The sequence below is a fragment of the Lysinibacillus sp. S1 genome, assembly GCF_044986265.1.
Classification (GTDB): Bacteria; Bacillota; Bacilli; order Bacillales_A; family Planococcaceae; genus Lysinibacillus; species Lysinibacillus capsici.
The window spans coordinates 1,819,445-1,845,229 of record NZ_CP173154.1 but is presented as its reverse complement, the minus strand read 5'-3'; the positions used below and the strand labels follow the sequence as shown (position 1 = coordinate 1,845,229).

Below are 25,785 nucleotides of genomic sequence, written 5' to 3'. Positions count from 1 at the left end.
CCATAATTATGAATTAGGTCGACTTTTTATATTTATTCATTTTTGCAGCGATCACATTAAGGATAGCGCTTATCTGTTGCAGAGGAATCCTTAGTTTTGGTTTTATGTTGTTCATCTTTCACTTTTTCATTCAATTCTTCGACAGGTATTGGATCTACTGTTTTCATGTCCTCGTGTTTATCAAAAATGCTTTCTTTATCTGTATCCAATACATCAGGGTTATTCGTATTACGTGTTTTTGCCTGTTTTTTATCATTCATTCACTATCACCTCTTACTATTAACTTTCACTTTTTTACTAGAGTGTAAACATTTTATTTTGGGTGATAGTGTAAGCTAATTGTTTGTTGTCAGCGTCAATCCATAAGGACATAGCTTTTACTCGAATGATAATGAGTATAGTGAAAAAGAGATGGCTATCATTTCTACCATTTTTGTTAGGAAGATATAGTGGTCTTTCCCTGAAGTGCACGTTCTTCCATAGCTGTGTCAAACTCTTTTTCAGATTTTGACACGACAACACAAGCTACGCCATTACCAATTAAATTTGTAACAGCTCGAGCCTCAGACATAAAGCGATCTACACCGATTAACAGCGCTATTCCTTCCACTGGTATCATTGGGAAGGCAGCCAAAGTTGCTGCTAATGTAATAAATCCTGAGCCTGTTACACCTGCTGCACCTTTAGAAGTAATCATTAAAATTCCGAGCAGTGTAATGATTTGAATCCAAGTTAGTTCCATTCCATATGCTTGTGCGATAAACAATGCAGCCATGGACAGGTAGATGGAAGTCCCATCTAGATTGAAGGAGTACCCTGTAGGAACGACTAAACCTACAACCTGCTTCGAGCAACCATAGTTCTCAAGCTTTCGCATCATAGATGGCAGAGCTGATTCAGAAGAGGAAGTCCCGATTACTAAGAAAATCTCATCTTTGATATAAGCGATAAATTTAAAGATGTTGAATCCAAAGAACTTTGCAATGGCACCTAAAATAAAGACAACAAATAAAAACATTGTTATATATACGGCAGCCATTAATAAACCTAGATTACCTAAAGATTTTAAACCAAAATTTCCAATTGTATAGGCCATTGCACCAAAAGCTCCGATTGGTGATATTTTCATAACCATACTTACAATCTTGAAGAATATCTCTGCTACTTGCTCAAAGAATGTGATGACTGGTTTTGCGGGTGCACCGATTGAGGCAGCTGCTAAGCCAAATAAAACAGCAGAGAATAGGACTGGTAATAATTGACCAGTTGCCAATGCACCAACTACATTTTCTGGAATAATACTAGAAATGAAGGCACCCAAGCCTTGCTCAGATTCAGCTGCAGCAGTTGTATATTTTGAAATATCAGCATCAGATGCACCTGATGTATCCAAGCCCGTACCAGGACTTACGATTAAAGCAACAGCAATTCCGATTGCTAATGCAATTGTGGAAACTATTTCGAAGTAAAGCAATGCCTTACCTCCGATTTTCCCGACCTTTTTCATATCTCCCATACTGCCGATTCCAATAACAACTGTTAGGAAAATAATAGGAGCAATTAACATTTTAATTAATTTGATGAATAAATCTGCTAAGATTTTCAAGCTGGCACCGAACTCGGGGAAAATGGCTCCGACAATAATCCCAAGTATGATAGCCACTATAACCTGAATAGTCAAATTTTTCAGTAACTTCATTTTTTGCTACCTCTTTTCTAAATTTTCTCTTTGATATCGCTTTCACTAAAAGTATCATAGCGAATATTTCTTTAAAAAAGAGATTTAGAAAATAAGAATCATATCGTTCATTAAGTACATTTACTTACATTTACATATAAATATAGTAATATCAATAACTATCTCTGTTATGGTACGCTATAGTTAATTAATTATTGTTATAATACAAAAACATAGAGTGATAATTAAGTTCTTTTTAAATTATCAGTTTATAATATTGTTCATTAAATTCAATATTTTCTGCTACTTATATCGACTAAATATGTTGTCAAAAGATTTTTTTGCAGATAATCTTAAAACTAAATATGTGTGCCACTGATTATGAGAATGCAAATTTGAAAGGAAGGAATTTTTTAATGATGAAAATGCCTGTGAACGGCAAAATACTGTTAGTGACATTTTTAATCATTGCACTCTCCTTTTTACTAGGTGGTATTTTTTTACTCGGTAACCTATTATCTGAACAGGAAAAAGATTTTGGACAGCGAGCAATGCTTGTGGCAAGAACTGTATCAAATGTACCAGAGCTTAGTGTACATCTGGAAAATGCCAATATAAAAGAATCTGCAAAAAATATTAATAAAATTGTAGATGGCATTAGAGTGATTCAKAAGGCCGAGTATATTGTTGTAATGAATATGGAGCGTATTAAACTATCACACCCAGTAAGTAAKGAAABAGGAAAACGCAGKGAGDCGMAGGATTTAAACGCCKCATKTAGTGAACATTATTATGTATCAAAGGCACGTGGAGAATCGGGTGTTATGATACGGGCTTTCGTGCCAATTATTAATGATAAAAGGGAACAAGTGGGCATTGTAGTCGTTGGCTATTCATTACCAGATTTTCTGGAAATGTTACAAAGTTATGAGCGAGAAATTATGATAACTATTGTTATATCACTGATTTTCAGTATTTTCGGTGCCTATACACTAGGACGACATATAAAAAAACAAATGTTTGGGCTTGAACCTCATGAAATTGCAAAAATGTATGTGGAAAGAACAGAAACCTTTAATGCCATGCATGAGGGAATAATAGCGGTAGATAAGGAAATGAATATCACTATTTTTAATGAAAAAGCGGCCGATATTTTAGGTGTTACTAGGAAAATAGAGGACTGTATTGGACAAAAGATTTATGACGTTTTGCCTGATACCCGTCTGCCTGAAATTGTTGAAACAGCAACACCTGTTTATGATCAAGAGCTTTACATTAATCATCATAGTATCTTAAGTAATCGTGTACCTATTATTGTGAATGGAGAGCTAGTTGGTGCAGTTGCTATGTTTAAAGATTTAACAGCTGTGAAAAAGCTTGCGGAGGAAGTAACAGGTGTAAAGGCCTTTGTTCAAGCATTACGTGTACAAACCCATGAGCATAAAAATAAGATTCATACGATTGCGGGACTACTGCAATTGGGACATACAAAGCAAGCACTTGAATATGTTACTGTTACTACTGAAAATGAAGCCTCATTGACGAAGTTTTTAAATGAACGCTTTCATAATGAAAATATTTCAGGTTTGTTATTAAGTAAAGTAAGTTATGGAAAAGAACTGGGTATCGAGGTTGAAATTGATCGGAAAAGTCATTTTAAACGCTTTCCACCTCTATTAGATCATCATGATTTTGTTGTGTTGTTTGGCAATTTAATTGAAAATGCTTTTGAGGCATTAAATGTACTTTCTAAGGAAGATAAATATGTAGCCATCTCTGTAGACGAGCATGATGGCGTCTTAGCGATTGCAGTTACCGATAACGGTATTGGCATGACCAAAGAGGTGCAGGATCGTATGTTTGAAAATGGATTTTCGTCAAAGGCTAGTGAAAATCGAGGCATTGGCTTGCATTTAGTCTATGAAATTGTTAGAAAAGGCAATGGAGATATTGAAGTAACAAGTGAATTTATGAAAGGAACAAGTTTCTTAATTTTATTTGAGTTAGGAGAAGTATAGATGGATGTAATAAATGTCTTATTGATTGAAGATGATCCAATGGTACGAGAAGTGAACAGACAATTTATTGAACAAATCAAAGGTTTTTCATTAGTTGGCTATGCTAGCAATGGAATTGAGGGAATTCAAAAAATTAAACAATTAACCCCAGAGCTTGTCTTTATGGACATTTTTATGCCAGAGCAGGATGGCATTATTACGTTAGGGAAAATACGAGAAGAGCATCTTCATGTTGATGTTATTGCTGTAACAGCTGCGAATGATATGCCCACTGTGCAGCGAATATTACACTTAGGTGTCTATGATTATATTATGAAGCCCTTTACGTTTGAGCGGATTGAGCAGACTTTAAAAAATTATCAAAGCTATAGAAGGAAAATAAGCGGTATGCAAGATTTAACTCAGCATGATGTCGATCATTTAATGCAACAGCGTCTTCCTGAACAAATTGTAGTAGAAACAACAGGAATGGATGCCATTCTTATAGAAGAACTCCCAAAAGGGTTTAATCGAGCTACCTTAGATAAGGTACTTGCATATATAAAAAAAAGTGGCGAGGCAGTATCAGCTGAGGAGGTATCAGCTTATATAGGTACAGCACGTGTTACAGCTAGACGCTATCTAGACTTTTTAGAAAAGCAGAAACTATTAAAAGTAGATATACAATATGGAAACGTAGGACGTCCTATTCATCGTTATTATATTTAGTTCAATTAGATTAAAGTCCGTATTTTAATAAGTTATGGTGAAAAATGTACAGATAAATTCTAAGCGTCCTATTTCCTAATACATATCTTTAAATTCCTTTAAGGACAACATCTAAATTTTTTGGATACCAAAGTTGTTGCGTATTGGAAGAGATCTTCATGACCATTTAAATTTTAAATAATTATAATTCAGATATTGTGGGAAGCAAGATGCTAAAGCACAAAAAATTATTCCCAAGACATAAATAAAGACGAAAAAAGCCCTGCATAAAGCAAGGCTTTTTTAGCGTCAACGTTGTTTGAGATTGTGTAGAGGCTAAATTTAAATGTTATTTTTTTTATTAACAATTTTCTTGAAATAAAATCTTCACTTTTTTTCTAGCGAGTCAACATGCTCAGCAGTAGGTTTACCAGCTTTTAATAAGACTTTACTGCCCAGAAGGAAAAATCCTTGGATGAAGAGTAATAATCCTGTACCGATGAGTAGCCACTCAATAGCAATAATATCAGCTATTGGCCCGAAAATTAGCATTCCTAAAGGCATCATAGAGGTAGATATCATACTAAGAATGCCAAATACTCTTCCCATATAGTCACTTTCCACTTTTTCTTGTAATAACACCGTTGCAGGTGTATTAAAGATTGGCATGGCTATGCCAGTAATGGCCATGATTCCGAGGTACAACCAAAAAATAGGAATGACGCCGAGAGCCATTGTACAAAGACCAAATAACAAAGCAGATAATGTCATCGTATGCACTTTATTTTTAAAGCCACCCCATGTTGCGATTGCGATACCACCGATTAACATCCCAATGGCAAAGGCCATTTCGATGGCAGTCAAACGCCATACATCATTGCCAAAAGTTCGTGTAACTTGTAAAGGCGTTAAAAAGGCAGCAGGTGCAGCAAGCAGCATGAAAAAGGCAAAGAACAAGAATAATTGTTTCAAGAAAGCATGCTCTTTAATATAGATGAAGCCTTGTTTCATATCACTAAAATAGCCTGTTGTTTGTGGCTGATTAGCTTTTGCATGTGCAGGGATATGCAGAAATAATAAGAAGATAGCGATGGCAATAGCCGCTGTTGTCACATCAATAAAGAAAATGGATTCAATAGAAGCCATCGTTAATAATGCACCACTTGCCATAGGTGCAAGAATCATGATGAAGGCTTGAATACTACTATTTGCACCATTGACCTTCATTAAATGCTCTTCAGGCACAAATTGTGGCAAAATTGCGCCCACTGCTGGTGTTTGAATACCTGCACCAACTGCGCGTACGGCTGATATAACAAATAGTAGCCAGAGCTCATCATAGCCGATTAAAAATAAAATAGCTAGAATTAGCGTAGATAAGGCAATCATTCCATCTGCTAAAATAATAAGCCATTTACGGTTATAGCGATCTGCCCAGACACCAGCAATAGGTGCTAAGAAGAAGGTTGGTAAAAAGCCGCAAATGATCGCGATGGTCATCATGCTGCCTGATTGTGTTGTAAGTGTGATATACCATGTAATGGCATATTGCACAAGAGCAGAACCAAAAAGTGAAATCGTTTGACTACTTAAAAAAAGTATTGTGTTACGTTTCCAATGTTCCAATTTCGTCATCCCTTTCTAACAGTAGTGCCTGTGTGGAAAGTAAAAGACAACACAAAAAAAGAGGGGAGTAGAAGTCCCCTCTTTTCCAGTATTCCTAAAACAGACTAGACCTAATTCCATTTCCCTTGCACAGCAGGCAAAGTGTACACATATTTAATTAATAAGGTGAAATCGTAGTCTAATTGAAGCTGTCATTTGGAATACCCTCCGTTCTATATAAGTTGTGTTGATTGTAGCATAAAGTTCATCGATGCGTAAAGAATGAATTAAGCAAAAACTAGGTTGAATTTAAAAATTTGGAAATTGTGAAATGAATCTCATAAAATGAAACGCCATGCATCTATATTTATCGATTTCTTTAAAGGAAAAGTACTATTCATTGTCTTTTCAGTAGTTTTTTTATACATATTTTGAAACTATCGGGAACGTTTGTTAGAGATGAAACTTATTATCTGCTTGCATTGATTCCAATAAAGTTGCTTCGGAGACGTGCATATAGCGAGTACTTGTCATATACTAAAATAGAAAAATAGCAAATGGAGGAAATATGAGAAAGAAAAATAGTAAATGGAAGATCTTAACTTTAGTCGCGATGATTTTTGTTCTATGCCTATCGACAATCCCTACAAAGACTGCCATGGCAAGCACGACACAGCCAAAAAGGGAGATGAGGGCTGTCTGGATTTCAACCGTTCTTAATCTTGATATGAAAGCAGGTATGACGAAGGAGCAGTACACGGCTTGGACACGCCAAACTTTGGATCAACTAAAAGCCAATAAATTCAATACTGTTATTTATCAAGTAAGACCAACAAATGATGCAATGTATGCCTCTGATCTAGCGCCATGGTCATCTTACATAACAGGCAAAAAGCAAGGCACGAATCCAGGCTACGATCCTCTTGCGATCATGATAGAGGAAAGTCATAAACGGGGTATGGAGCTGCATGCATGGATGAATCCTTATCGTGTAACAATGTCTGGACAAAAACTGACAGACCTTGCTGCTGATAATGTGGCTAGAACACATCCAAATTGGGTTATCAAATACGGTAAGCAATATTATTTAAATCCTGGTTTACCAGAAGTACAAGACTATTTAGTTGAAGTAGTAAGAGAGCTAGTAGCTAATTATGATATTGACGCAGTGCATATGGATGATTATTTTTATCCATATAAAGTTGCTAATGAAGTTTTTCCAGATCAAGCAGCTTTTAAATACTATGGTGCTTCCTTCAAAAAGGTGGAGGATTGGCGACGAGATAATGTCAACCGTCTTGTAGAAAATCTTTACACGGCCATTAAAGACACAAAGCCATATGTTCAATTTGGTATTTCACCATTTGGTGTATGGCGCAATAAATCGCTAGATAAAACAGGAAGCGATACAAGGGCTGGTGTTAATAATTACGATGATTTATATGCAGACGTCAGAACATGGATTCAAAATGGCACAATTGATTACATTACACCACAAATTTATTGGTCAAGAACATTATCTGTTGCGAAATATGGAACGCTGCTAGATTGGTGGAGCCATGAAGTGCAAACCTACGCAACAACACACCCTGTGCATCTATACATTGGGCTTGCTGATTACAAAGTTGGCAATGATAGTGATGCAGCATGGAAAAATAAAATGGAGCTACCTAGTCAAATACTAGCGAATCGTTCGGAAAAGGTAGCGGCTGAGGGGCAAATGCATTTCTCCTTAAGAAGCTTTCAAAACAATAAACTAGGCTATGCAACGATTGTTAGTCAACAATTATATAATTACACAGCACTGACACCAGAAACAACTTGGGATGATGACACAGTGCCGAACGTGCCGACTTTTGTGCAAGTGACAAAGGAAGCGGCAGGTCGTAAGATAGAGATTATAGACGAAAATGAAACACAACCACGCAAGTATGTCATTTATCGTTTTACAGGAAACAAAGAAGGCTCTTATGATGACCCTCGAAATATAGTGGATGTTGTTTATAATATGGATGGATTCACTAAATTTGTGGACAAGTCAGCTCTTGCTAAGCATAGCTATACATACGGCATTAAGGCTGTATCAAATACAGGTGTGGAAAGCAAGGAAGTTTTTGTAGTAATAGAAAATCAATAAAAAGCTTAGGATAAAAAATAACCACTCACGCAAAGATTGCATGAGTGGTTGTTTTTTTTTATTAATTTTCTTCAATATCTTTACGGTTTTTCTTTAACATTTTAGATAGCATTTCATAAACAATTGGTACAACAACGAGTGTTAATAGGGTAGAAGATAATAAACCGCCAATTACAGTAATAGCTAAGTCTTTGGAAATTAACCCACTACCGCCAGTACCAAGTGCCATTGGAATCATAGCACCAATTGTAGCGATGGCTGTCATCAGGATAGGACGTAAACGAGTTGCTCCTGCTTCAAGGATCGCTTCACGCATGGCAAGACCATCATGTTCCATATGAATGATACGGTCAACTAATACGATGGCATTTGTTACGACGATACCAATCAACATCAATAGACCCATCATGACAGATACAGAAATAGTCTGCCCTGTAACGAATAAACCAATAAATGCACCAATTACTGCGAATGGTAGTGAGAAAAGAATAGCGAATGGAGCTAAACCTTCTCCGAATGTTACCACTAGAATGAAGTAAACAATGGCAATGGCTGCTAACATCGCAATACCAAGCTTAGTGAATGTTTCTTGCATATCTGCAGCAACACCAGCAACACCAAGTGTTACACCTTTTTGTAAATCTAATTTATCAATTTTTTTATCAGCAGCAGTAGTGGCTTTTGAAATATCGTCACCGATAATCGTACCAGATACTGTTGCAAAATATTCACCTTTTGAACGAGATAATGAGTTAAGAGTTGTACCTTCCTCAACATCTACTAATTCTCCGATAGTCATTGTTGTACCTAATGCTGTTTTAATTTCAGTGGCTAAGACATCATCAAGTGAAGTCGCAGCTGCTTTAGCATCGCGTTGAACGATGACATCGATATCTTTACCATCGTTTTTCACGGTAGTTAATACTTCTTGTGATGTATTTGAATTTAATGCCATCACGATTTGAGCTGTCGTTAACCCGTATTGAAGGACATTTTTTTGTTCAACTTTTAGCACATGCTCTACGTATGGATCTTCATTATCAGATTTAATATCTTCTAAGCCATCCACTTCTTTTAGAGCACCCTCTACTTGTTTCACAGCATCTCGAAGTTTATCTAAATCATCACTATACAGTGTATAGCTGACTTCGTTTGATGACATCGACATAGAAGTGAAGTTTTGAGACTTCCATTCTCCTGATTGCCCGATGTTAAATACATAGTCTTCAACCTCATCACGAGCTTTAGGGAAGTCTTCCATATCGGGATCAAAGATAAGGTACATTAAGGCACCGCCAGCACCCCCACCCATCATCATTGCTGATGGATCGACATTCTTCGCATCTGTAATGGAAACTTGTAAAATATCAACATCTTTACGTTTCATTAATTCTTTTTCTACTTTTTCAACATTTGCTGCCGTTTCGTCAGCCAGCTCTCCCGTTGCAGGCGTATACGTTAAGTACATAACTTTTTCTTCTTGTGAGCCCATAAAACTAAAACCAATAAGTGGTGTTAATGCAAGAGAACCAACAAGTAAAAGAATCGCAAGGACAGATGTAATAATTTTGTGATTTAATACTTTTTCTAAGACACCTTTGTACCAGGTAGCAAGTTTACCAACTTCTTTATGTTGGCTTTCAGTCTTCTCACCGTATAACTTTTTACGGAATAAGAAGTGAGATAAAGCAGGTACGATTGTGATCGCAACTAATAACGATGCACCTAATGCAAATGTCATTGTAAGGGCAAATGGCATGAATAATTCGCCTACCATACCACCTACGAAAATAAGAGGAGCGAATACAGCGACCGTTACCAATGTTGAAGAAAGAATTGGTTTGAACATTTCAATTGTTGCTTCGCGAATTAGGGCACGACCTGTAAGTTTTTCTTGTTTTAAGTGAATTCGTCGGTAAATATTTTCTACAACTACGATTGAGTCATCGATAACACGACCGATTGCGACGGTAATCGCGCCGAGGGTCATGATGTTTAAAGTAATATCCATCCAGTTTAATAGGAGTAATGCCATGAAGATAGAAACTGGGATAGAAATAATTGAAATAATCGTTGATTTGAAATCACGTAAGAATAGTAAAATGATTAATACTGCAATTGCGCCGCCAAAGACTGCTTTTTCGATCATTGTAAATACAGAATCTTCAATTGGGGCACCTTGGTCAAGAGAGATCTCTACGTTTAAGCCGTCTAATCGTTTTTCCTCATCCTTCATAAGGTCTTTTACTGTATTAACAACTGTTACCGTATTCGCATCTTGGCCTTTTACGATTTGAATAGCAATGGCATCTTGACCATTTGTACGTGAAACAGATTGCACTTTACCTTCTACTTCAATTTTTGCAATATCACCTAGACGAACGAAAGGTGAAGGATTTGTAGCTGAAGGTGTAACTGGAATTAATAAGTCTTTCAGTTCCTCCACTGATTTTACCTTACCATCTACTGAAACGGCTTGTTCCCCGACAGTAAATTGATATAAACCAAGTGACAGTGACATATCACTTGCCTGAATCATTTGTTTAACAGTTTCCTCTGTTAAACCAAGTGCTGCCATTTTTTCTTCATCGTATTTAAACGATACTTGTTCAATATGCTGACCTGTGATGGTAGCAGATGCAACACCATCAATCTTTTCGATTTTAGGCAGTAAAACTTCTTCTACTGTTGAAGTTAAATCAACAATATCTTCCTTAGAGCTACTTACAGATAAAGCGACTACGGGCATCATGTTCATGCTGATTGCCATAATAGTAGGCTCTTGAGCACCTTCAGGTAGTTTAAGATTATCTAAAGCTGCTTCTAATTGACGTTTTTTCTCATCCATATCAATTCCATAGTCGTATTCCACTTGAACTTGTGCTACGTTGGAAGAGGAAGTTGAGTAAACAGCCTTCACATCTTCTAAACTTTCTATGGATTTTTCGAACGGAATGGAAAGTTCATTCATGACTTGTTCAGGCGTTGCGCCAGGATATACGCCCATGACAATTAAATACGGGATCGAAATATCAGGTATCGATTCCATTTTCATCCTTGTACCCGAATAAATACCAGAGACAGTGATGATAATTGTTAATAACCACACTGCCAATTTGTTCTTTAATACGAAATTAACTAAACCTTTCACCTTCACACCTACCCTTTATTGACTATCTAAATTCAATTATTTATACTAATGACTAATCGGTCATTTGTCAACGAAATGCATTAGGAGAGAGTTAAAAATATGTTAAAAAAGCAATTAATTATGGAGAAAGCGTTAGAACTGTTTTCTGAACAGGGTTTTGAAGCTACGTCAGTACAACAAATTACAGAACGCTGCGGGATTTCTAAAGGTGCATTTTATTTATCCTTCAAAACCAAAGATGAGCTTGTTATATCTATGGTTGATTACTATTTACAGCAGTTTATTACAGATGTTGACCAAGTAGTCAGAGGAACGTATAGCAAAGAAACTGTTTTGGTTGAATTTTATAAAAGTATTTTTCAAGCATTCAAAGACCATTCTGCATCTGCACGTGTATTCTTTAATGAAAAGGTCTTTTTAACAAAAAAAGAGCTATTTCATAAAATAACAGCGTATGAAGCAGAAATGTCGAAATCAATTCTCTATATGCTTWAGCAGCTTTATCAGGATCAATTAAAAGAAATGAAATATGATGTAATGTACTGCATAAAAGGATTTATGAAGAGCTATGCTGAGCTTTTTATTTTTTCAGATATGCCACTTGATTTAGAGCAATTAGCTAAATCTTTAGCAGAAAAGACAGATATTATTGCCCATCATACAACCATTCCATTTATTACAGCAGATCTTGTGCCGTTTATTGCAAAGCCGTGTGAGGAAGACGTGTCAAAAGATGCTTTACTACAATTATTGGAGCAAAATATAAATCATACTGAGGATTCTATAGAAAAAGAATCCATTGAGTTGTTAAAGCAAGAAATAGAAAATCCTACTTATGGTAAAGCAATCATTAAGGGGCTAATTGAAAATCTACGTTTAGACCCAGCGTATCATTGGATTGCATATGTAACTGCAAAATACTTTAAGATTTGAACTCTAGGATAGAATTGTTCACGTTTGGCGGTGAACAATTCTATTTTTAATGGTTTTTATCTATGAATGGGGGCATAGATTGCAAGGCCTCTAACGCACTTGCAAAGGGTTCTTGAATCCATAATAGGCGCTCAAGAAAATCTTGGACTTTGATTGGTAATTTTAATTCCTGCTGCCAAGCTTTCTCTTTTTTCTTGCTTGGCTTGTAGTCTGAGTATAGTAAAAATAATAAAAAATGGCCGACAAAATAAAGATCACTAATATGATTTTCGGCACGTTTTGGATTTTCAATCGTAGAGATATCGATTTGCTTTTGATAAGTGGTAGCTAGACCAAAGTCAATAATATGCAATTGCTGACCCACTAACAATATATTCGGAATCCGTAAATCGCGATGTACAATACCATAATTGTGTAACTGTACAATTTGCTCTAATAATTGCTTTGTAATAGCAAGGGATTGAGCAATTGTAAATTTGGCACCATTCTGAAAAATAAGCTCCTCAAAAGTTTGCCCATTGACATAGTCCATGATAAAAAATGGGCTGTCTGAAATTGTTCCTGCTGAATGGATGGTAGGAACATAGGGTAGTGAAAGTTGCTGGAGTATGTGAATTTCTTGTTGAAATTTATGAATGGTTTTCTGGTGGTGACGATGTTTGGGTCGCAAGCATTTTAAAACAAATAGACTTGCTGACGAGCAATCTTCAATTAAATACGTACGACCATATGACCCATAGCCAAGGAATTTTTTAAAAGAAAAATCGGGATGTTCGGCTATGTAAAGTTCTACAGCCTGGTCAAAACTTTTTTCGGAAATTCGTTTCCACCACATTAGCTACTAAAGAAACTCATAGAGCTGAAAAAACTGCGTGAGCTTTTACGAGAGCTACGCTTATAATGCTTGTGACCATAATAATTATGTCGCTTTGAATATCTACTACGGCTACTTGATGAAGAATAATGGCGTTTGGATTTACTATTGAGTAAGGAATGAAGAATTTTATCTAGCATAAAAACGCTCCTTTTTGATGTTGTTATTACTATATACGCAAAAATAAAAAGGAGGTTTCAAAAATAAAAAAGAAACTATGTAAATTTTACATAGTTTCTTTTTACGAGGTTAAACCTCCATAATAATCGGTAAGATCATTGGACGACGTTTTGTTTTTTCGAATAGATAAGGTCCCAATACGTCTGTAATTTCATTCTTCAATTCTGTCCATTGAGGAGTTTTGCTTTGAATTGTTTCATTCAGATGACGGTTTAGCATTTTTTGTGCCTCGTTGATCATCGTACCTGATTCACGCATATAGACAAATCCACGTGAGATGATGTCAGGGCCAGAAACAATTTTTTGGTTTTCCATATCAACACTTACAACTACAATCACTAAACCTTCTTCAGAAAGAATACGGCGATCACGTAACACGATATTACCGATATCGCCAATACCATTGCCATCAATGTAAACATCTCCTGAAGGAATACGGCCAGCTACATGTGCTTCATTGGCACTTAGTGCTAGAACATCACCATTTTCCATAACAAATGTATTGTCTAGTGGAACATCGCAATCTTCAGCTAAATGTGTATGCATTTTTAACATACGGAATTCACCATGGATAGGCATAAAGAACTTAGGCTTCATTAAACGAAGCATCAGTTTTTGTTCTTCTTGAGATCCGTGACCAGATGTATGAATGTTGTTTAATGCACCATGAATGACTTCTGCACCTGCACGGAACAATAAATTAATGATTTTATTAACACTCACGGTATTACCTGGTACTGGTGAAGAAGAAAAGATAACTGTATCGCCAGGCTGTATTTGAATCTGACGATGTGTCCCGTTGGCAATACGTGACAAGGCAGCCATTGGTTCACCTTGAGAGCCTGTACATAAAATCATCACTTCGTTTGCAGGAAGTCGATTGATGCTTTGAGCATCAATAAATGTATCCTTTGGAGCAGTAATGTAACCTAGCTCACGACCAATCGTAATAGCATTGTCCATTGAGCGACCAAAGACAGCAATCTTTCTTCCGTATTTTACGGCTGCGTCTGTGGCTTGCTGTAAACGGTGAATATTTGATGCAAAGGTAGCAAAAATAATACGGCTATCCACCTTACGGAAAATCTCGTCGATACTTTTTCCAACTGTGCGCTCTGACATTGTGAAATTAGGCTTTTCAGCGTTAGTACTATCAGATAGTAAGCAAAGCACGCCATCACGTCCGATTTCAGCCATCTTTGTTAGGTTGGCTGGTTCACCCACTGGTGTAAAGTCAAATTTAAAGTCACCTGTGTGAACGATATTACCAGGTGGTGTTTTAACAACAATTCCATAAGCATCAGGAATACTATGTGTTGTTCTAAAGAAGCTAACAGATGTTTTTCTGAATTTAATAACATCCTCTTCTTTAATTTCAATGAGTTTTGTTGTACGTAGCAAGCCATGTTCTTCTAATTTATTACGTAATAAGCCAAGTGCAAGCTTACCGCCATAGACAGGGATATTTACTTGACGTAAAAGGTATGGAATACCCCCTATATGATCCTCATGCCCATGGGTAATAAACAGTCCTTTGATTTTATCGACATTACGTACTAAGTACGTGTAATCAGGAATAACATAGTCAATGCCGAGTAAGTCGTCTTCTGGAAATTTTATACCGGCGTCAATTAAGATAATTTCATCTTGAAATTGAACGCCATAAGTGTTTTTGCCGATTTCGCCCAGTCCGCCGAGCGCGAAAACAGCTGCTTGGTCATTTTTAACAAACTTCATGTTTGTTAAATTTCCTCCAAGACGAAGTTCGGGCTTGCTTGTTCGTACTCTAAGTAGTTACCCTCAAGCAGTTGAATGAACTCGATGTTATAGTTTCGGTCTTTTAGCTTTTCACGTACTTCACGTTCTGAAGTAGCTTCTAGGTATAGACTTTTAGTATTTTCGCGAACTGGAATCTCATTTGCATTTTCTTGATAATAAACTTTGTAAATCATAGTTTGCTCTCCTTTAATTGCGTACAATTTTCTTGCACCTTTGACTACTACCACACACGTGCTACAAGAAAACAACGAATTTCTTTTATTGAAGAAATGTACGTTTGTAATACTTGTATCTCAATGCTTCAGATGTGCACTATGTTATAAAATTGTATAGGAAGTAGTGAGACAGTGGTTGCGTATAGCCAAATAAATGCATTTCCTTTATATTATCACGCACTTCCTCTAAAATAAAGAAAAGCCCTTCAAATAATGAAGGGCAAATGTTAGGCAATTGATTTTTTTCCGAGTACGCCGCGAAGTTGCTTCAATAATTTTCGTTTGAGTTTCTTCAGCATGGCACATCACTCCTTAGGATCATTATAATTAAAATTATTGTCTATGTAAAGTCATTTAGCTTGAAAGGATAATATTTATGGAAAGGGTTAATAGAATGAACAAAATTTTATTTTTTGATGTCGATGGTACTCTCTATAACAGTGAAAAAAAGTTACCTTCATCTGCAAAAGAGGCACTTTTGACAGCACGACGTAATGGTTATGAATTGGCGATTGCTACTGGTCGAGCACCATTTATGATTGAGTCATTGCTAGAAGAATTAGAGATCGATACGTATGTTACCTTCAATGGCCAATATGTTGTCTATAAAGGTGAGGTTGTCTATACAAATGGGATTGCGAAAGATGAACTAGCTAAAATTATTGCCTTTGGTGAGGCGCGTAACGAACCGGTAGTGTTTTTAGATGATAAACGGATGATTGCCTCAGTTGGCGATCATCGTATGGTAGCTGAAAGCTTAGATACTCTTAAATATCCGTATCCAGDATTAGAYTCATCTTATTATATGCAGAACAATGTATATCAAACACTTATTTTTATGGAAGAAAAAGATGAACCTTTATATAATGAAACATTCCCAAATGTTCAATTTGTACGTTGGCATCGTTATTCTTGTGATATTTTGCCAAAGGGAGGTTCGAAGGCTGCTGGTATTGAAAAGGTGCTTGAAAAAATGGGCATCACTTTACAAGATGCCTTTGCTTTTGGCGATGGCATAAATGATATTGAGATGCTACAGGCAGTTGGGACAAGTGTTGCTATGGGGAATGGCCATGAGCGAGTGAAGGCAGTCGCTCATCATATTGCAGACCATGTAGACGAGGATGGTCTCTCAAAAATAATGCGTAAGCTCTCCATTATATAAAAATGAAAAACAACTAGTTGTGAAATTTACAACTAGTTGTTTTTTATTGATTAATGGTCTATGCCATATTGACGGTTTTTATTTGAACACCTTTTTCCGAAAAATGTTGAATCGTCTTTTTGGATAGTGCGTCATCTGTGATAATGACATCTACGTCATCCACTGGACAAACTTGAATCGCTACATCTTTATTAAATTTTGAGGAATCTGTAGCTACGTAGACTTTTTGAGAGATGGAAATAATTTGCTTTCTAGTAATCGCTTCATCCAAGCTAAAATCAGATATGCCTTTTTCAATTGAAACGCCACTAGCGCAAATAAAAGCTTTATTGATATTAAGATGCTCGAAGCGAAATAAAAATTCATTTGATGTCACTGATTTTTCAGAATGGCGTACTTTACCCCCAAGCAGTATAACCTCAATGTTAGAGCCGATTAGATCAAATGCTACAGGTAGTGAATTTGTCACCACTGTTAGTTTTTCCTTGTCCAATAAAAATGGTGTCATTTGATAGGTGGTTGTTCCACTATCAATAAAAATACATTCCCCATCTTGAACGAGCGAAGCACATGCTTTGGCAATGGCGATTTTCTCTGTTAACTGTTCGTGAAGTCGGTGATCAATTAGTCCTTCTACTGGCTCAATATATTTAACGCCCCCATAAAATTTTTCAATTTTTTTGTCTTGCATCAACTGTTGGACATCACGACGGATCGTTTCCATTGAAACGTTAAACTCTTTTGTAAGTGTTACTAATTTTACTACCTTATGTTGACGTATAAACTGCAAAATTTGGTGTTGCCTTTCTATCATATACATTTCATCACCTCTACTAGATATTTACTCAAAATAACCATAACTTTGTCAACAGTTGGTCAGAATTTACTCAACATTTACACAAATAAGCATTTTCCTTTACAAATAGTCTCTATACTGAAGCTAAGAACTGAGTGAGGTGACCCAATTTGTTAGAGCTAAAAAATATCTCAAAAAGCTATAAAAATAAAAAAGTTTTAGTAGATATCAATGTAACCGTCGAATCAGGTGAGATTATTTCTTTGCTAGGGCCGAGTGGCTGCGGTAAAACTACTTTGCTTAATATCATTTTAGGACTTGTAGATCCAACTGCTGGTCAGCTTGTCTACAATGGACAAGATATTTCCAAGCAATCAATGCAAGAAAGAGGATTTAATATAGTGTTTCAGGATTTTGCGTTATTTCCTCATTTAAATGCATACGACAATATCATTTATGGATTAAAAAATAAAAATGTGAAAATGTCCAAAGAGGAGATACAAGAATACATTGATTTTTTAGAGCTAGCTCCTCATTTGCATAAGAAGATTCATGAATTGTCTGGTGGGCAAAAACAACGCGTTTCCATTGCAAGAACACTCGTGATGCAACCTAAAATTCTATTATTAGACGAACCACTAAGTGCACTAGATGGCGTTATAAAGGAATCTATAAAGGAACGTATTAAATCCATCGCCCGTGAATTTAATTTGACGACGATTATCGTGACACATGATCCGGAAGAAGCCCTTACCTTATCGGATAAAGTCATCATTATTAATGAAGGTACAGTTGCTCAATTTGGCACACCTCATGAAATTGTTACAGCGCCAAAAAATCAATTTGTAGAAGATTTTATCTTAAGGCAGCTTCATATTAAGCGACATAACATCTATCAATTGTTTGGAGAAACATATGCTTAAAACGAATAAAATAATGAAATTAATTTTTCTACCGATTCTACTATTTTTTCTATTCTTTTTAATTGTGCCATTGCTTTATATGTTTTGGCAGTCATTCAAAATAGGCAATGTCGTTACCACTCAAAATTATATAGAAGCTTTACGGAATATCGAAATTCGTGAAGCTTTTACGAATAGTTTTAAAGTTTCTTTTGTAGCATCAGTGATTACAACCATTTTAGCCTTTTGGTTGGCCTATGCTGTTCATTTTACTACGATGCATCGCCATACAAAAAAGCTAGTTCAAATTGGAATTACCTTGCCGATGCTACTGCCAACCATCACCTATGGCTTTGTATTGATTTATACATTTGGGAATCAAGGAATTCTAACAAAATTAGTGGGGCAGCCTCTTTTTACAATCTATGGGTATAACGGCTTGGTGATCGGTTACGTCTTATACACATTACCAGTTGCCTTTATATTAATGCAAAACTCCATGCAATATATCGATAAACGTTTTTTACTTGTTTCAATATTAATGCATGATCAGCCAATGCGTCGTTTTTATCATACCGTATACCGTCCTATGGTTGGGACAATTGGCGGGGCATTTATTTTAACATTTRTKTTWRGCTYMACTGACTTTGGAATCCCTGCATCGGTTGGTGGCAATTACAGGGTAATAGCTACTGAACTCTACCAAGCTATGTTAGGTTCCATTGTGCATTTTGAACGTGGAGCAGTCATTTCAGTGTTAATGCTAATACCTGCTGTATTAGGTGTTGTCATGCTAACGATTTTAGAGCGCTTCAATTTTCAATATAAACAGGTTGGGCAAAGTGAACTTGTAAAGCATCGTTTACGAGACACGCTATTTACAATTTATTCAATTCTCTGTGTAACAGCTGTATGTATTATTTTTTTAACCATGTTTATTGTGCCTTTTACCAAAGGCTATCCGTACGATTTCAGCTTTACATTAGAGCATGTTCAAAATGTACTTGCAGAGAAAGATTTAACAAAGGTTTACATCAATTCTCTCATCGTAGCGGTTCTAACAGCAATATTAGGTGTGGGCATAACATTTATGTCGGCGCTTCTTAATACAAGGACACCATTAAAGGGAAGAAAAAGCTTAGATGTAACTTCTATGATGACAAATACAGTTCCAGGTATGGTACTTGGATTATCCTACTTATTTTTCTTTAATGGAAGTTCTTTAAAGGGTACTTTTCTTATCATTATCGCATGTAATATCGTGCATTTTTTTACGACACCTTATTTAATGGCGAAAAATTCATTGCAAAAAATGGATCCTACGTGGGAAGTGACAGCTGAGCTGTTAAAGGATTCGTGGTTAAAAACCGTGATACGAATTATTATACCGAATATTAGGCCAACGATTTATCAAATGTTTAGCTACTATTTTTTAAATGCGATGGTTACAGTCAGCGGTGTTATTTTTCTTGTCAGCACAAAGACAATGCTTGTATCGACAAGGATAAAAGAGCTACAGCATTTCGCAAAATACACCGATATTTTTGTTTTATCGATATTCATTTTATGTACAAACCTCATTGTGAAATTAGGTTGTGATTATATAGCAGCACATAAAGAAAAAACGGAGGAGATTACAAAATGAAGAAGTCAACAGGCATGATGTTAGGGACAGTAAGTGCAGCAGCAGTCGTTTTAGCTGCATGTGGAGGAGTAGCAGCAGATTCCAAAGAGCAAGTCATCATTTATTCAAATGCTGATGATGAAGCTATTGAAGTGATGGAAACTACATTAGATGATAAAGGCTATAAAGGTAAGTATTTAATCCAGTCGTTTGGTACTTCTGAGTTAGGTGGCAAAATGATGGCGGAAGGGACAGATATTGAAGCAGATGTTGTAACAATGGCTTCTTATTTTATAGAAAGTGCACAAACCTCAAAATCCATGTTTGTGGATATTTCTTCAGACTTAAAGCCTCTTGATGGGAGTGTTACGTATGCATTACCGATTTTAGGCAATGTAGGCTCTATCTTTATTAATACAGAGGTATTACAACAAAAGGGGCTATCTATTCCGAAATCCATTAAAGATTTGACAGACTCTGCTTATAAGGATTTAGTGTCATTCCCAAACATTATGGACTCCTCAACAGGGTGGCTTCTAGTACAAGCTATTATAAAGGAATATGGTGAAGAGGAAGGGAAAAAAGTTCTAGCAGAGTTAATTAAAAATGCAGGACCACATATTGAAAGTTCAGGCTCTGGCCCTATTAAAAAGGTGAAAACAGGAGAAGTTGCTGCAGGCTTTGGTTTACGTATCCAAGCTATTGATGCCAAAAACGAAGGGTTACCGATTGATTATATTGACCCGACAGAAGGAAATTTCACTTTAACGGAATCTGTAGCTGTTGTAGATAAAGAAGGTGAGGAAGCATTAGCAAAAGAAATTGCGAAGGTAATTGCAACAGAGGCTCGTGATGGTCTTCTAGAGCAATATCCTGTAGCTCTATACGAAGGAGAACAAGTAAAGGACGAGCACGTTCCTACCTATTTGAAAAAATGGGATAMTAMCTTAACMGTAGATTTATTAGAAAAACACCAAGCCTTCTTTAAAGAAGCAMAGCGATAAGGAGTTAKAGCAGATGAGTAACTATAAATTATTGACGCCAGGTCCATTGACAACAACTAAAGCAGTGAAACGAGAAATGTTAAAAGATCGTTGTACATGGGATGACGATTATAAAAATGTGACACAAGTGATTCGTAAGCAACTCTTAAAATTAGCAAAAGTTGATGAAGCTGATTACACTACGGTACTAATGCAAGGAAGTGGAAGCTTTGTAGTAGAGTCTGTACTAACAACTGCAATTGGTGAAAATGATAAGGTGCTGATACTAACAAATGGAGCTTATGGTGAAAGAATTGTTGAAATGGCCAAAGCCTTAAAGTTACAGCATGTTGTTTATAGTGCACCTTATGATGAACAGCCCTCCTTGTTAGAAGTTCAATCCTTCCTTGAAAGAGATAGGAGTATTACTCATGTAGCTCTCGTACATTGTGAGACGACTACTGGTATTTTAAATCCTATTAAAGAAATTGGGGAAGTTGTTCATTCGTTCAACAAAACGTTTATTGTGGACGCCATGAGTAGCTTTGGAGGCGTACCAATGGATTTATCAAGCTTGCATATTGATTTTTGTATTAGTAGTGCCAATAAATGTATTCAGGGTGTCCCAGGCTTTGGTTTTGTTATTGCGAATACAAGAGCACTGGAAAAATGTAAGGGACAAGCTCGAAGTGTTGCATTAGATTTGCATAGTCAGTGGGAAGTAATGAAGCAAGATGGGAAATGGCGTTTCACATCGCCTACACATGTAGTGGCAGCTTTTGCGAAGGCGCTTGAAGAGTTGAATGAAGAAGGCGGAATTCATGCCCGCTACAAACGCTATGCGTATAATAATCAACTACTTCGCTCTCGCTTGTCAGTGCTGGGATTTAAAGCGTATATTTCGGAGGAGCTTCAATCACCAATTATCACAACATTTTTATTCCCGTATAAAGAGTTTTCTTTTGAGCATTTTTATCAAGAAATAAAAAATGCAGGTTTTGTTATCTATCCAGGTAAGCTGACGGATGTCGATACATTCCGTATTGGCAATATTGGTGATATTCATGAGGAAGATATTCTTGCATTATGTGAAATCATTGAAAATTATATGGTGGTGAAAAACAATGAAAATTGAGACGGTTATTTTGGACTGGGCAGGCACAGCAGTTGACTTTGGTTGTTTTGCCCCTGTTAATGTTTTTTTAACAATTTTTGAGGATGCTGGTGTAATAGTTACACTGGAAGAGGCTCGTAAACCAATGGGGATGCTGAAAATTGATCATATCCGCACCATGCTAGAAATGCCAAGAATTAAAGAAGAATGGCATCGTGTACATGGACAATCCTTTAATGAAAAGGATGTACATGTATTGTATAATCATTTTGAAACAAAATTAATGGAGTCTTTGGCGACCTATACAGATCCTATCCAGCACGTGAAAACAACTGTACAGCAATTAAGAGATGCAGGTATTCGAATAGGCTCTACAACTGGCTATACAGATGCAATGATGGAAGTAGTGACAAAGCATGCTGCTGACAAGGGCTATCAACCTGATTTTCTTGTAACACCAACACAGGTTGGTGATAAAGGGCGACCATATCCATATATGATTTTTAAAAATATGGAGGCATTAGGTTCGCAAGCGACGAAGCAAGTTGTGAAGGTTGGCGATACAACATCAGATATAAAGGAAGCCTTGAATGCAGGTGTTTGGGCTGTTGGCGTTATTATTGGAAGCTCAGAAATGGGACTATCCGAAGAAGAATTCAATGCCYTATCTTCAGAAGAACAGCAACAAATCATAGAGAAAACAAAATGTGTTTTTGAAGAATCTGGCGCTCATTATACAATTGAAACAATGGCGGAGTTGCCAGCATTAATTGAAACGATCAATGCTCGGTTAAATATGGATAGACAATTAGAATATAAATAATAATTAACCTCGGCAGAAGTAATAAACTGCCGAGGTTGTTTTTAGTCGCGCTCATATGGGATTGAATCTGGTATTTCCGCAAATGGATTCTTTTCATTAATACGGTCATAAAACATAATGCCATTTAGATGATCTAATTCATGCTGAAAGGCAATAGCTGGCAAGCCCTTAAGGCGCATTTTTTTCTCTTCACCATCAATTGTTTTAAATTTTACTGTGATGCGTGCATGGCGAGGTACATACCCAGGAATATTACGGTCAACAGAAAGACATCCTTCTCCTGCTGATAGGTATGTGTTTTCAACAGAATGGCTAACGATCTTTGGATTTATGGCTACAAAGCTTAATTGTTCACCAGCCTCATCTTTTAAATGAAGAGCAAACATACGCTGTAAGCTATTTACCTGATTGGCAGCCAAACCAATGCCACTACGCAAATTATATTTTTCTGCCATTTCAGGATCTTGGCTGTTGATTAAATATTGAAGCATATCCTCAGCAAGCTTTCTTGTTTCTTCAGTTAAAGGGAATTTAACTTCCTCTGCTTTTGTGCGTAAAGTCGGATGACCTTCGCGGATAATATCATCCATTAAAATCATAATAGTAATCTTCCTTTCARCTKTRTWRWRMTWAMTMATAAGTATACATCACGTTTTCGTACAATCCCATGAAAAAAGTCCTTATTTGAATATACTCAAAAAATTTTTCTAATGCTATTAGATTTTCGAGAATGGGGTATTCTACTAGGGGAAAACCTGTTGGAAAACGTAAGAGTTGTATGGTGTGAGTAAGGTGTTGTAATACAGAATTTGAATATTAGTAATACAGTATAGGACAGCGGTGTTTGATTGTTATTCTAGAAAAAATCTTTGTATATAGCAGTAATAGATGATTGACCGACAGTATTTTATTCAGTATACTGAGTGTCAAGAATAAGTTGTACTAGTTAAAAAGGTGATTTATTTTAATACAGCTGAAAGGGAGATGTGACAAATGAGCAAGAAAAACAATAATATTTTTGATGCTAAACAAACGCTAACTGAAATCGAAGATAAGTTTGAAATGTTTCAAATTTTGAATGAAGAAGGCGAAATTATAAATAAAGAGGCAGATCCGAAATTATCAGATGAGGAACTAGTTGAGTTAATGACACGTATGGTTTACACACGTATTTTAGATCAACGTTCAATCTCATTAAATCGTCAAGGACGTTTAGGCTTCTATGCACCGACTGCTGGTCAAGAAGCTTCACAACTTGCTTCTCACTTTGCATTAGAACAAGAAGATTGGATTTTACCAGGTTACCGTGATGTACCTCAAATTGTATGGCATGGCTTACCTCTTGAAAAAGCATTTTTATTCTCACGTGGTCACTTCATGGGGAATCAGGTTCCTGAAGGTGTAAACGTTTTAGCTCCACAAATTATTATTGGAGCACAATATATTCAAGCTGCTGGGGTAGCACTTGGTATTAAAAAACGCGGGAAAAAAGCTGTTGCAGTAACTTATACTGGTGACGGTGGTTCTTCTCAGGGAGACTTCTATGAAGGCATTAACTTTGCAGGTGCATTTAAATCTCCAGCAATCTTCATCGTACAAAATAACCAATATGCAATCTCAACACCTCGTGAATTGCAAACAGCTGCTAAAACAATTGCACAAAAAGGTGTAGCAGCAGGATTACCAAGTATTTTAGTAGATGGAATGGATGCGCTTGCAGTTTATGTAGCAACTCGTGATGCTCGTGAGCGCGCGGTTAATGGTGAAGGCCCAACATTAATTGAAACAATGTGTTACCGTTATGGACCTCATACAATGGCTGGGGATGACCCAACTCGTTACCGTACTTCTGATACAGATAATGAATGGGCTCAAAAAGATCCTCTAGTTCGCTTCCGTAAATACCTAGAAGCAAAAGGTATATGGGATGAGAAAAAAGAAGAAGCAGTTATTGAGCGAGCAAAAGAAGAAATTAAAGAAGCAATCAAAAAAGCAGATGCTGCTCCAAAACAAAAAGTAACAGAATTAATGGAAAATATGTATAAAGGCGAAATGCCATCTAATCTAAAAGAACAGTATGAAATCTATAAAGAGAAGGAGTCGAAATAACCTATGGCACAAATGACGATGATTCAAGCAATTACAGATGCACTTCGCACAGAATTAAAGAATGATGAAAACGTTCTTGTATTCGGGGAAGATGTAGGTGTCAACGGTGGGGTATTCCGCGCGACAGAAGGCCTACAAAAAGAATTTGGGGTTGACCGCGTATTTGATACACCATTAGCAGAATCAGGTATTGGTGGCTTAGCAGTTGGCCTTTCTCTTCAAGGATTCCGTCCAGTTCCTGAAATTCAATTCTTTGGTTTCGTTTATGAAGTAATGGATTCAATTAGTGGCCAGCTAGCACGTATGAGCTACCGTAGTGGTGGCGTCTACAATGCTCCAGTAACAATCCGTTCACCATTTGGTGGTGGTGTGCACACACCTGAAATGCACTCAGATAGCTTAGAAAGCTTAATGACAGCACAACCAGGATTAACAGTTGTTGTTCCATCAACACCATATGATGCAAAAGGTTTACTTATTTCTTCTATTCGTAATGACAACCCAGTTATTTTCTTAGAGCATTTAAAACTATACCGTTCATTCCGTGAAGAAGTGCCTGAGGAAGCATACGAAATTCCACTAGGAAAAGCGGATGTAAAACGTGAAGGTACTGATTTAACAATTGTTGCTTACGGTTTAATGGTTCATGAAAGCTTAAAGGCTGCAGAAGAACTTGAAAAAGAAGGACATTCTGTAGAAGTAATTGACTTACGTACAATTCAACCAATCGATGTGGAAACAATTATCGCATCTGTTGAAAAAACAGGTCGTGCAATCGTTGTCCAAGAAGCTCAAAAACAAGCAGGTATCGCTGCGAACGTAGTAGCAGAAATTACAGAGCGTGCAATTCTAAGCTTAGAGGCTCCTGTTCTTCGTGTGGCTGCACCAGATACTGTGTACCCATTCCCACAAGCTGAAGGTGTTTGGTTACCAAACTACAAAGATGTAATGKAAACARCGAVARWMGTTTTAAMATTCTAATAAAGCTTCTAAACTTGAACAACAGTAAATA

Annotated in this window: 20 protein-coding genes and 1 pseudogene; 12 read left to right on the top strand and 9 right to left on the bottom strand. The window is 36.6% G+C overall.

The genetic code is table 11. The features are described from left to right. Window positions 1–56: 56 nt before the first annotated feature. Complete coding sequence (locus tag ACHZEU_RS09520) at window positions 57–260, bottom strand: hypothetical protein (RefSeq protein WP_004224696.1); 204 nt, start codon at window positions 258–260, stop codon at window positions 57–59. Between the two features lie 176 nt (window positions 261–436). After that, window positions 437–1,699: a dicarboxylate/amino acid:cation symporter gene (locus tag ACHZEU_RS09515; protein ID WP_054549825.1), complete on the bottom strand. Its 1,263-nt coding sequence runs from the start codon at window positions 1,697–1,699 to the stop codon at window positions 437–439. 395 nt (window positions 1,700–2,094) lie between these two features. On the opposite strand from ACHZEU_RS09515, the gene ACHZEU_RS09510 reads away from it, so the two are divergent. Next, window positions 2,095–3,696: an ATP-binding protein gene (locus ACHZEU_RS09510; protein ID WP_404804433.1), complete on the top strand. Its 1,602-nt coding sequence runs from the start codon at window positions 2,095–2,097 to the stop codon at window positions 3,694–3,696. Then, entirely contained in the window at window positions 3,697–4,404 is a 708-nt protein-coding gene (locus tag ACHZEU_RS09505; protein ID WP_048391959.1) for a response regulator, read from the top strand. It abuts the gene before it with no gap. Window positions 4,405–4,770: 366 nt separating this feature from the next. Here the strand turns inward: ACHZEU_RS09505 and ACHZEU_RS09500 are convergent, their stop codons facing one another. Further along, on the bottom strand, window positions 4,771–6,018 hold the full coding sequence (locus ACHZEU_RS09500; protein ID WP_048391958.1) for an MFS transporter: 1,248 nt from the start codon (window positions 6,016–6,018) through the stop codon (window positions 4,771–4,773). A gap of 538 nt (window positions 6,019–6,556) precedes the next feature. On the opposite strand from ACHZEU_RS09500, the gene ACHZEU_RS09495 reads away from it, so the two are divergent. Next, window positions 6,557–8,125: a family 10 glycosylhydrolase gene (locus tag ACHZEU_RS09495; RefSeq protein WP_328023719.1), complete on the top strand. Its 1,569-nt coding sequence runs from the start codon at window positions 6,557–6,559 to the stop codon at window positions 8,123–8,125. A 61-nt stretch (window positions 8,126–8,186) separates the two neighbouring features. Here the strand turns inward: ACHZEU_RS09495 and ACHZEU_RS09490 are convergent, their stop codons facing one another. After that, window positions 8,187–11,276, bottom strand: a complete 3,090-nt coding sequence (locus ACHZEU_RS09490; RefSeq protein ID WP_404804432.1) for an efflux RND transporter permease subunit — start codon at window positions 11,274–11,276, stop codon at window positions 8,187–8,189. A gap of 99 nt (window positions 11,277–11,375) precedes the next feature. Between ACHZEU_RS09490 and ACHZEU_RS09485 the strand changes: the two genes are divergently transcribed. Further along, window positions 11,376–12,209, top strand: a complete 834-nt coding sequence (locus tag ACHZEU_RS09485; RefSeq protein ID WP_404804431.1) for a TetR/AcrR family transcriptional regulator — start codon at window positions 11,376–11,378, stop codon at window positions 12,207–12,209. A gap of 46 nt (window positions 12,210–12,255) precedes the next feature. On the opposite strand, the gene ACHZEU_RS09480 is transcribed toward ACHZEU_RS09485, so the two are convergent. The 3 genes from ACHZEU_RS09480 to ACHZEU_RS09470 all read right to left on the bottom strand — a co-directional run bounded on the left by ACHZEU_RS09480 (window position 12,256) and on the right by ACHZEU_RS09470 (window position 15,215). Further along, window positions 12,256–13,044, bottom strand: a complete 789-nt coding sequence (locus ACHZEU_RS09480) for a protein kinase domain-containing protein (protein WP_404804429.1) — start codon at window positions 13,042–13,044, stop codon at window positions 12,256–12,258. 288 nt (window positions 13,045–13,332) lie between these two features. Further along, window positions 13,333–15,000 carry a ribonuclease J1 gene (gene rnjA, locus ACHZEU_RS09475; protein ID WP_004224711.1) on the bottom strand — a complete coding sequence of 556 codons (1,668 nt, stop codon included), beginning with the start codon at window positions 14,998–15,000 and terminating at the stop codon, window positions 13,333–13,335. Between the two features lie 5 nt (window positions 15,001–15,005). Further along, window positions 15,006–15,215 carry a DNA-dependent RNA polymerase subunit epsilon gene (locus ACHZEU_RS09470; RefSeq protein ID WP_004224712.1) on the bottom strand — a complete coding sequence of 70 codons (210 nt, stop codon included), beginning with the start codon at window positions 15,213–15,215 and terminating at the stop codon, window positions 15,006–15,008. A 436-nt stretch (window positions 15,216–15,651) separates the two neighbouring features. Between ACHZEU_RS09470 and ACHZEU_RS09465 the strand changes: the two genes are divergently transcribed. Then, window positions 15,652–16,422 (top strand): Cof-type HAD-IIB family hydrolase, encoded by a 771-nt coding sequence (locus ACHZEU_RS09465; protein ID WP_404804428.1) that lies wholly within the window; start codon window positions 15,652–15,654, stop codon window positions 16,420–16,422. A 58-nt stretch (window positions 16,423–16,480) separates the two neighbouring features. On the opposite strand, the gene ACHZEU_RS09460 is transcribed toward ACHZEU_RS09465, so the two are convergent. Then, window positions 16,481–17,236, bottom strand: a complete 756-nt coding sequence (locus ACHZEU_RS09460; RefSeq protein ID WP_053075690.1) for a DeoR/GlpR family DNA-binding transcription regulator — start codon at window positions 17,234–17,236, stop codon at window positions 16,481–16,483. A 152-nt stretch (window positions 17,237–17,388) separates the two neighbouring features. On the opposite strand from ACHZEU_RS09460, the gene ACHZEU_RS09455 reads away from it, so the two are divergent. The 5 genes and pseudogenes from ACHZEU_RS09455 (at window position 17,389) to phnX (ending at window position 22,664) form a co-directional block, all read left to right on the top strand. Then, a complete protein-coding gene (locus ACHZEU_RS09455) occupies window positions 17,389–18,141 on the top strand; it encodes an ABC transporter ATP-binding protein (RefSeq protein ID WP_048391952.1) in 753 nt (250 codons plus the stop codon). Continuing rightward, a pseudogene (locus ACHZEU_RS09450) lies at window positions 18,134–19,765 on the top strand (ABC transporter permease subunit). Before ACHZEU_RS09455 ends, ACHZEU_RS09450 begins: the two are co-directional and overlap by 8 nt. After that, window positions 19,762–20,748 carry an extracellular solute-binding protein gene (locus ACHZEU_RS09445; protein WP_404804427.1) on the top strand — a complete coding sequence of 329 codons (987 nt, stop codon included), beginning with the start codon at window positions 19,762–19,764 and terminating at the stop codon, window positions 20,746–20,748. The pseudogene ACHZEU_RS09450 and the gene ACHZEU_RS09445 overlap by 4 nt, the downstream one beginning before the upstream one ends. 13 nt (window positions 20,749–20,761) lie before the next feature. Then, window positions 20,762–21,862, top strand: a complete 1,101-nt coding sequence (phnW, locus tag ACHZEU_RS09440) for a 2-aminoethylphosphonate--pyruvate transaminase (protein WP_288581876.1) — start codon at window positions 20,762–20,764, stop codon at window positions 21,860–21,862. Continuing rightward, window positions 21,852–22,664 (top strand): phosphonoacetaldehyde hydrolase, encoded by an 813-nt coding sequence (gene phnX / locus ACHZEU_RS09435; protein WP_288581879.1) that lies wholly within the window; start codon window positions 21,852–21,854, stop codon window positions 22,662–22,664. The genes phnW and phnX overlap by 11 nt, the downstream gene beginning before the upstream one ends. Window positions 22,665–22,705: 41 nt before the next feature. On the opposite strand, the gene def is transcribed toward phnX, so the two are convergent. Further along, window positions 22,706–23,263 carry a peptide deformylase gene (def, locus tag ACHZEU_RS09430; RefSeq protein WP_048391947.1) on the bottom strand — a complete coding sequence of 186 codons (558 nt, stop codon included), beginning with the start codon at window positions 23,261–23,263 and terminating at the stop codon, window positions 22,706–22,708. A gap of 394 nt (window positions 23,264–23,657) precedes the next feature. Between def and pdhA the strand changes: the two genes are divergently transcribed. Next, window positions 23,658–24,773 carry a pyruvate dehydrogenase (acetyl-transferring) E1 component subunit alpha gene (gene pdhA / locus ACHZEU_RS09425; RefSeq protein ID WP_004224731.1) on the top strand — a complete coding sequence of 372 codons (1,116 nt, stop codon included), beginning with the start codon at window positions 23,658–23,660 and terminating at the stop codon, window positions 24,771–24,773. 3 nt (window positions 24,774–24,776) lie between these two features. Then, complete coding sequence (locus tag ACHZEU_RS09420; RefSeq protein WP_404804426.1) at window positions 24,777–25,754, top strand: alpha-ketoacid dehydrogenase subunit beta; 978 nt, start codon at window positions 24,777–24,779, stop codon at window positions 25,752–25,754. Window positions 25,755–25,785 lie beyond the last annotated feature (31 nt).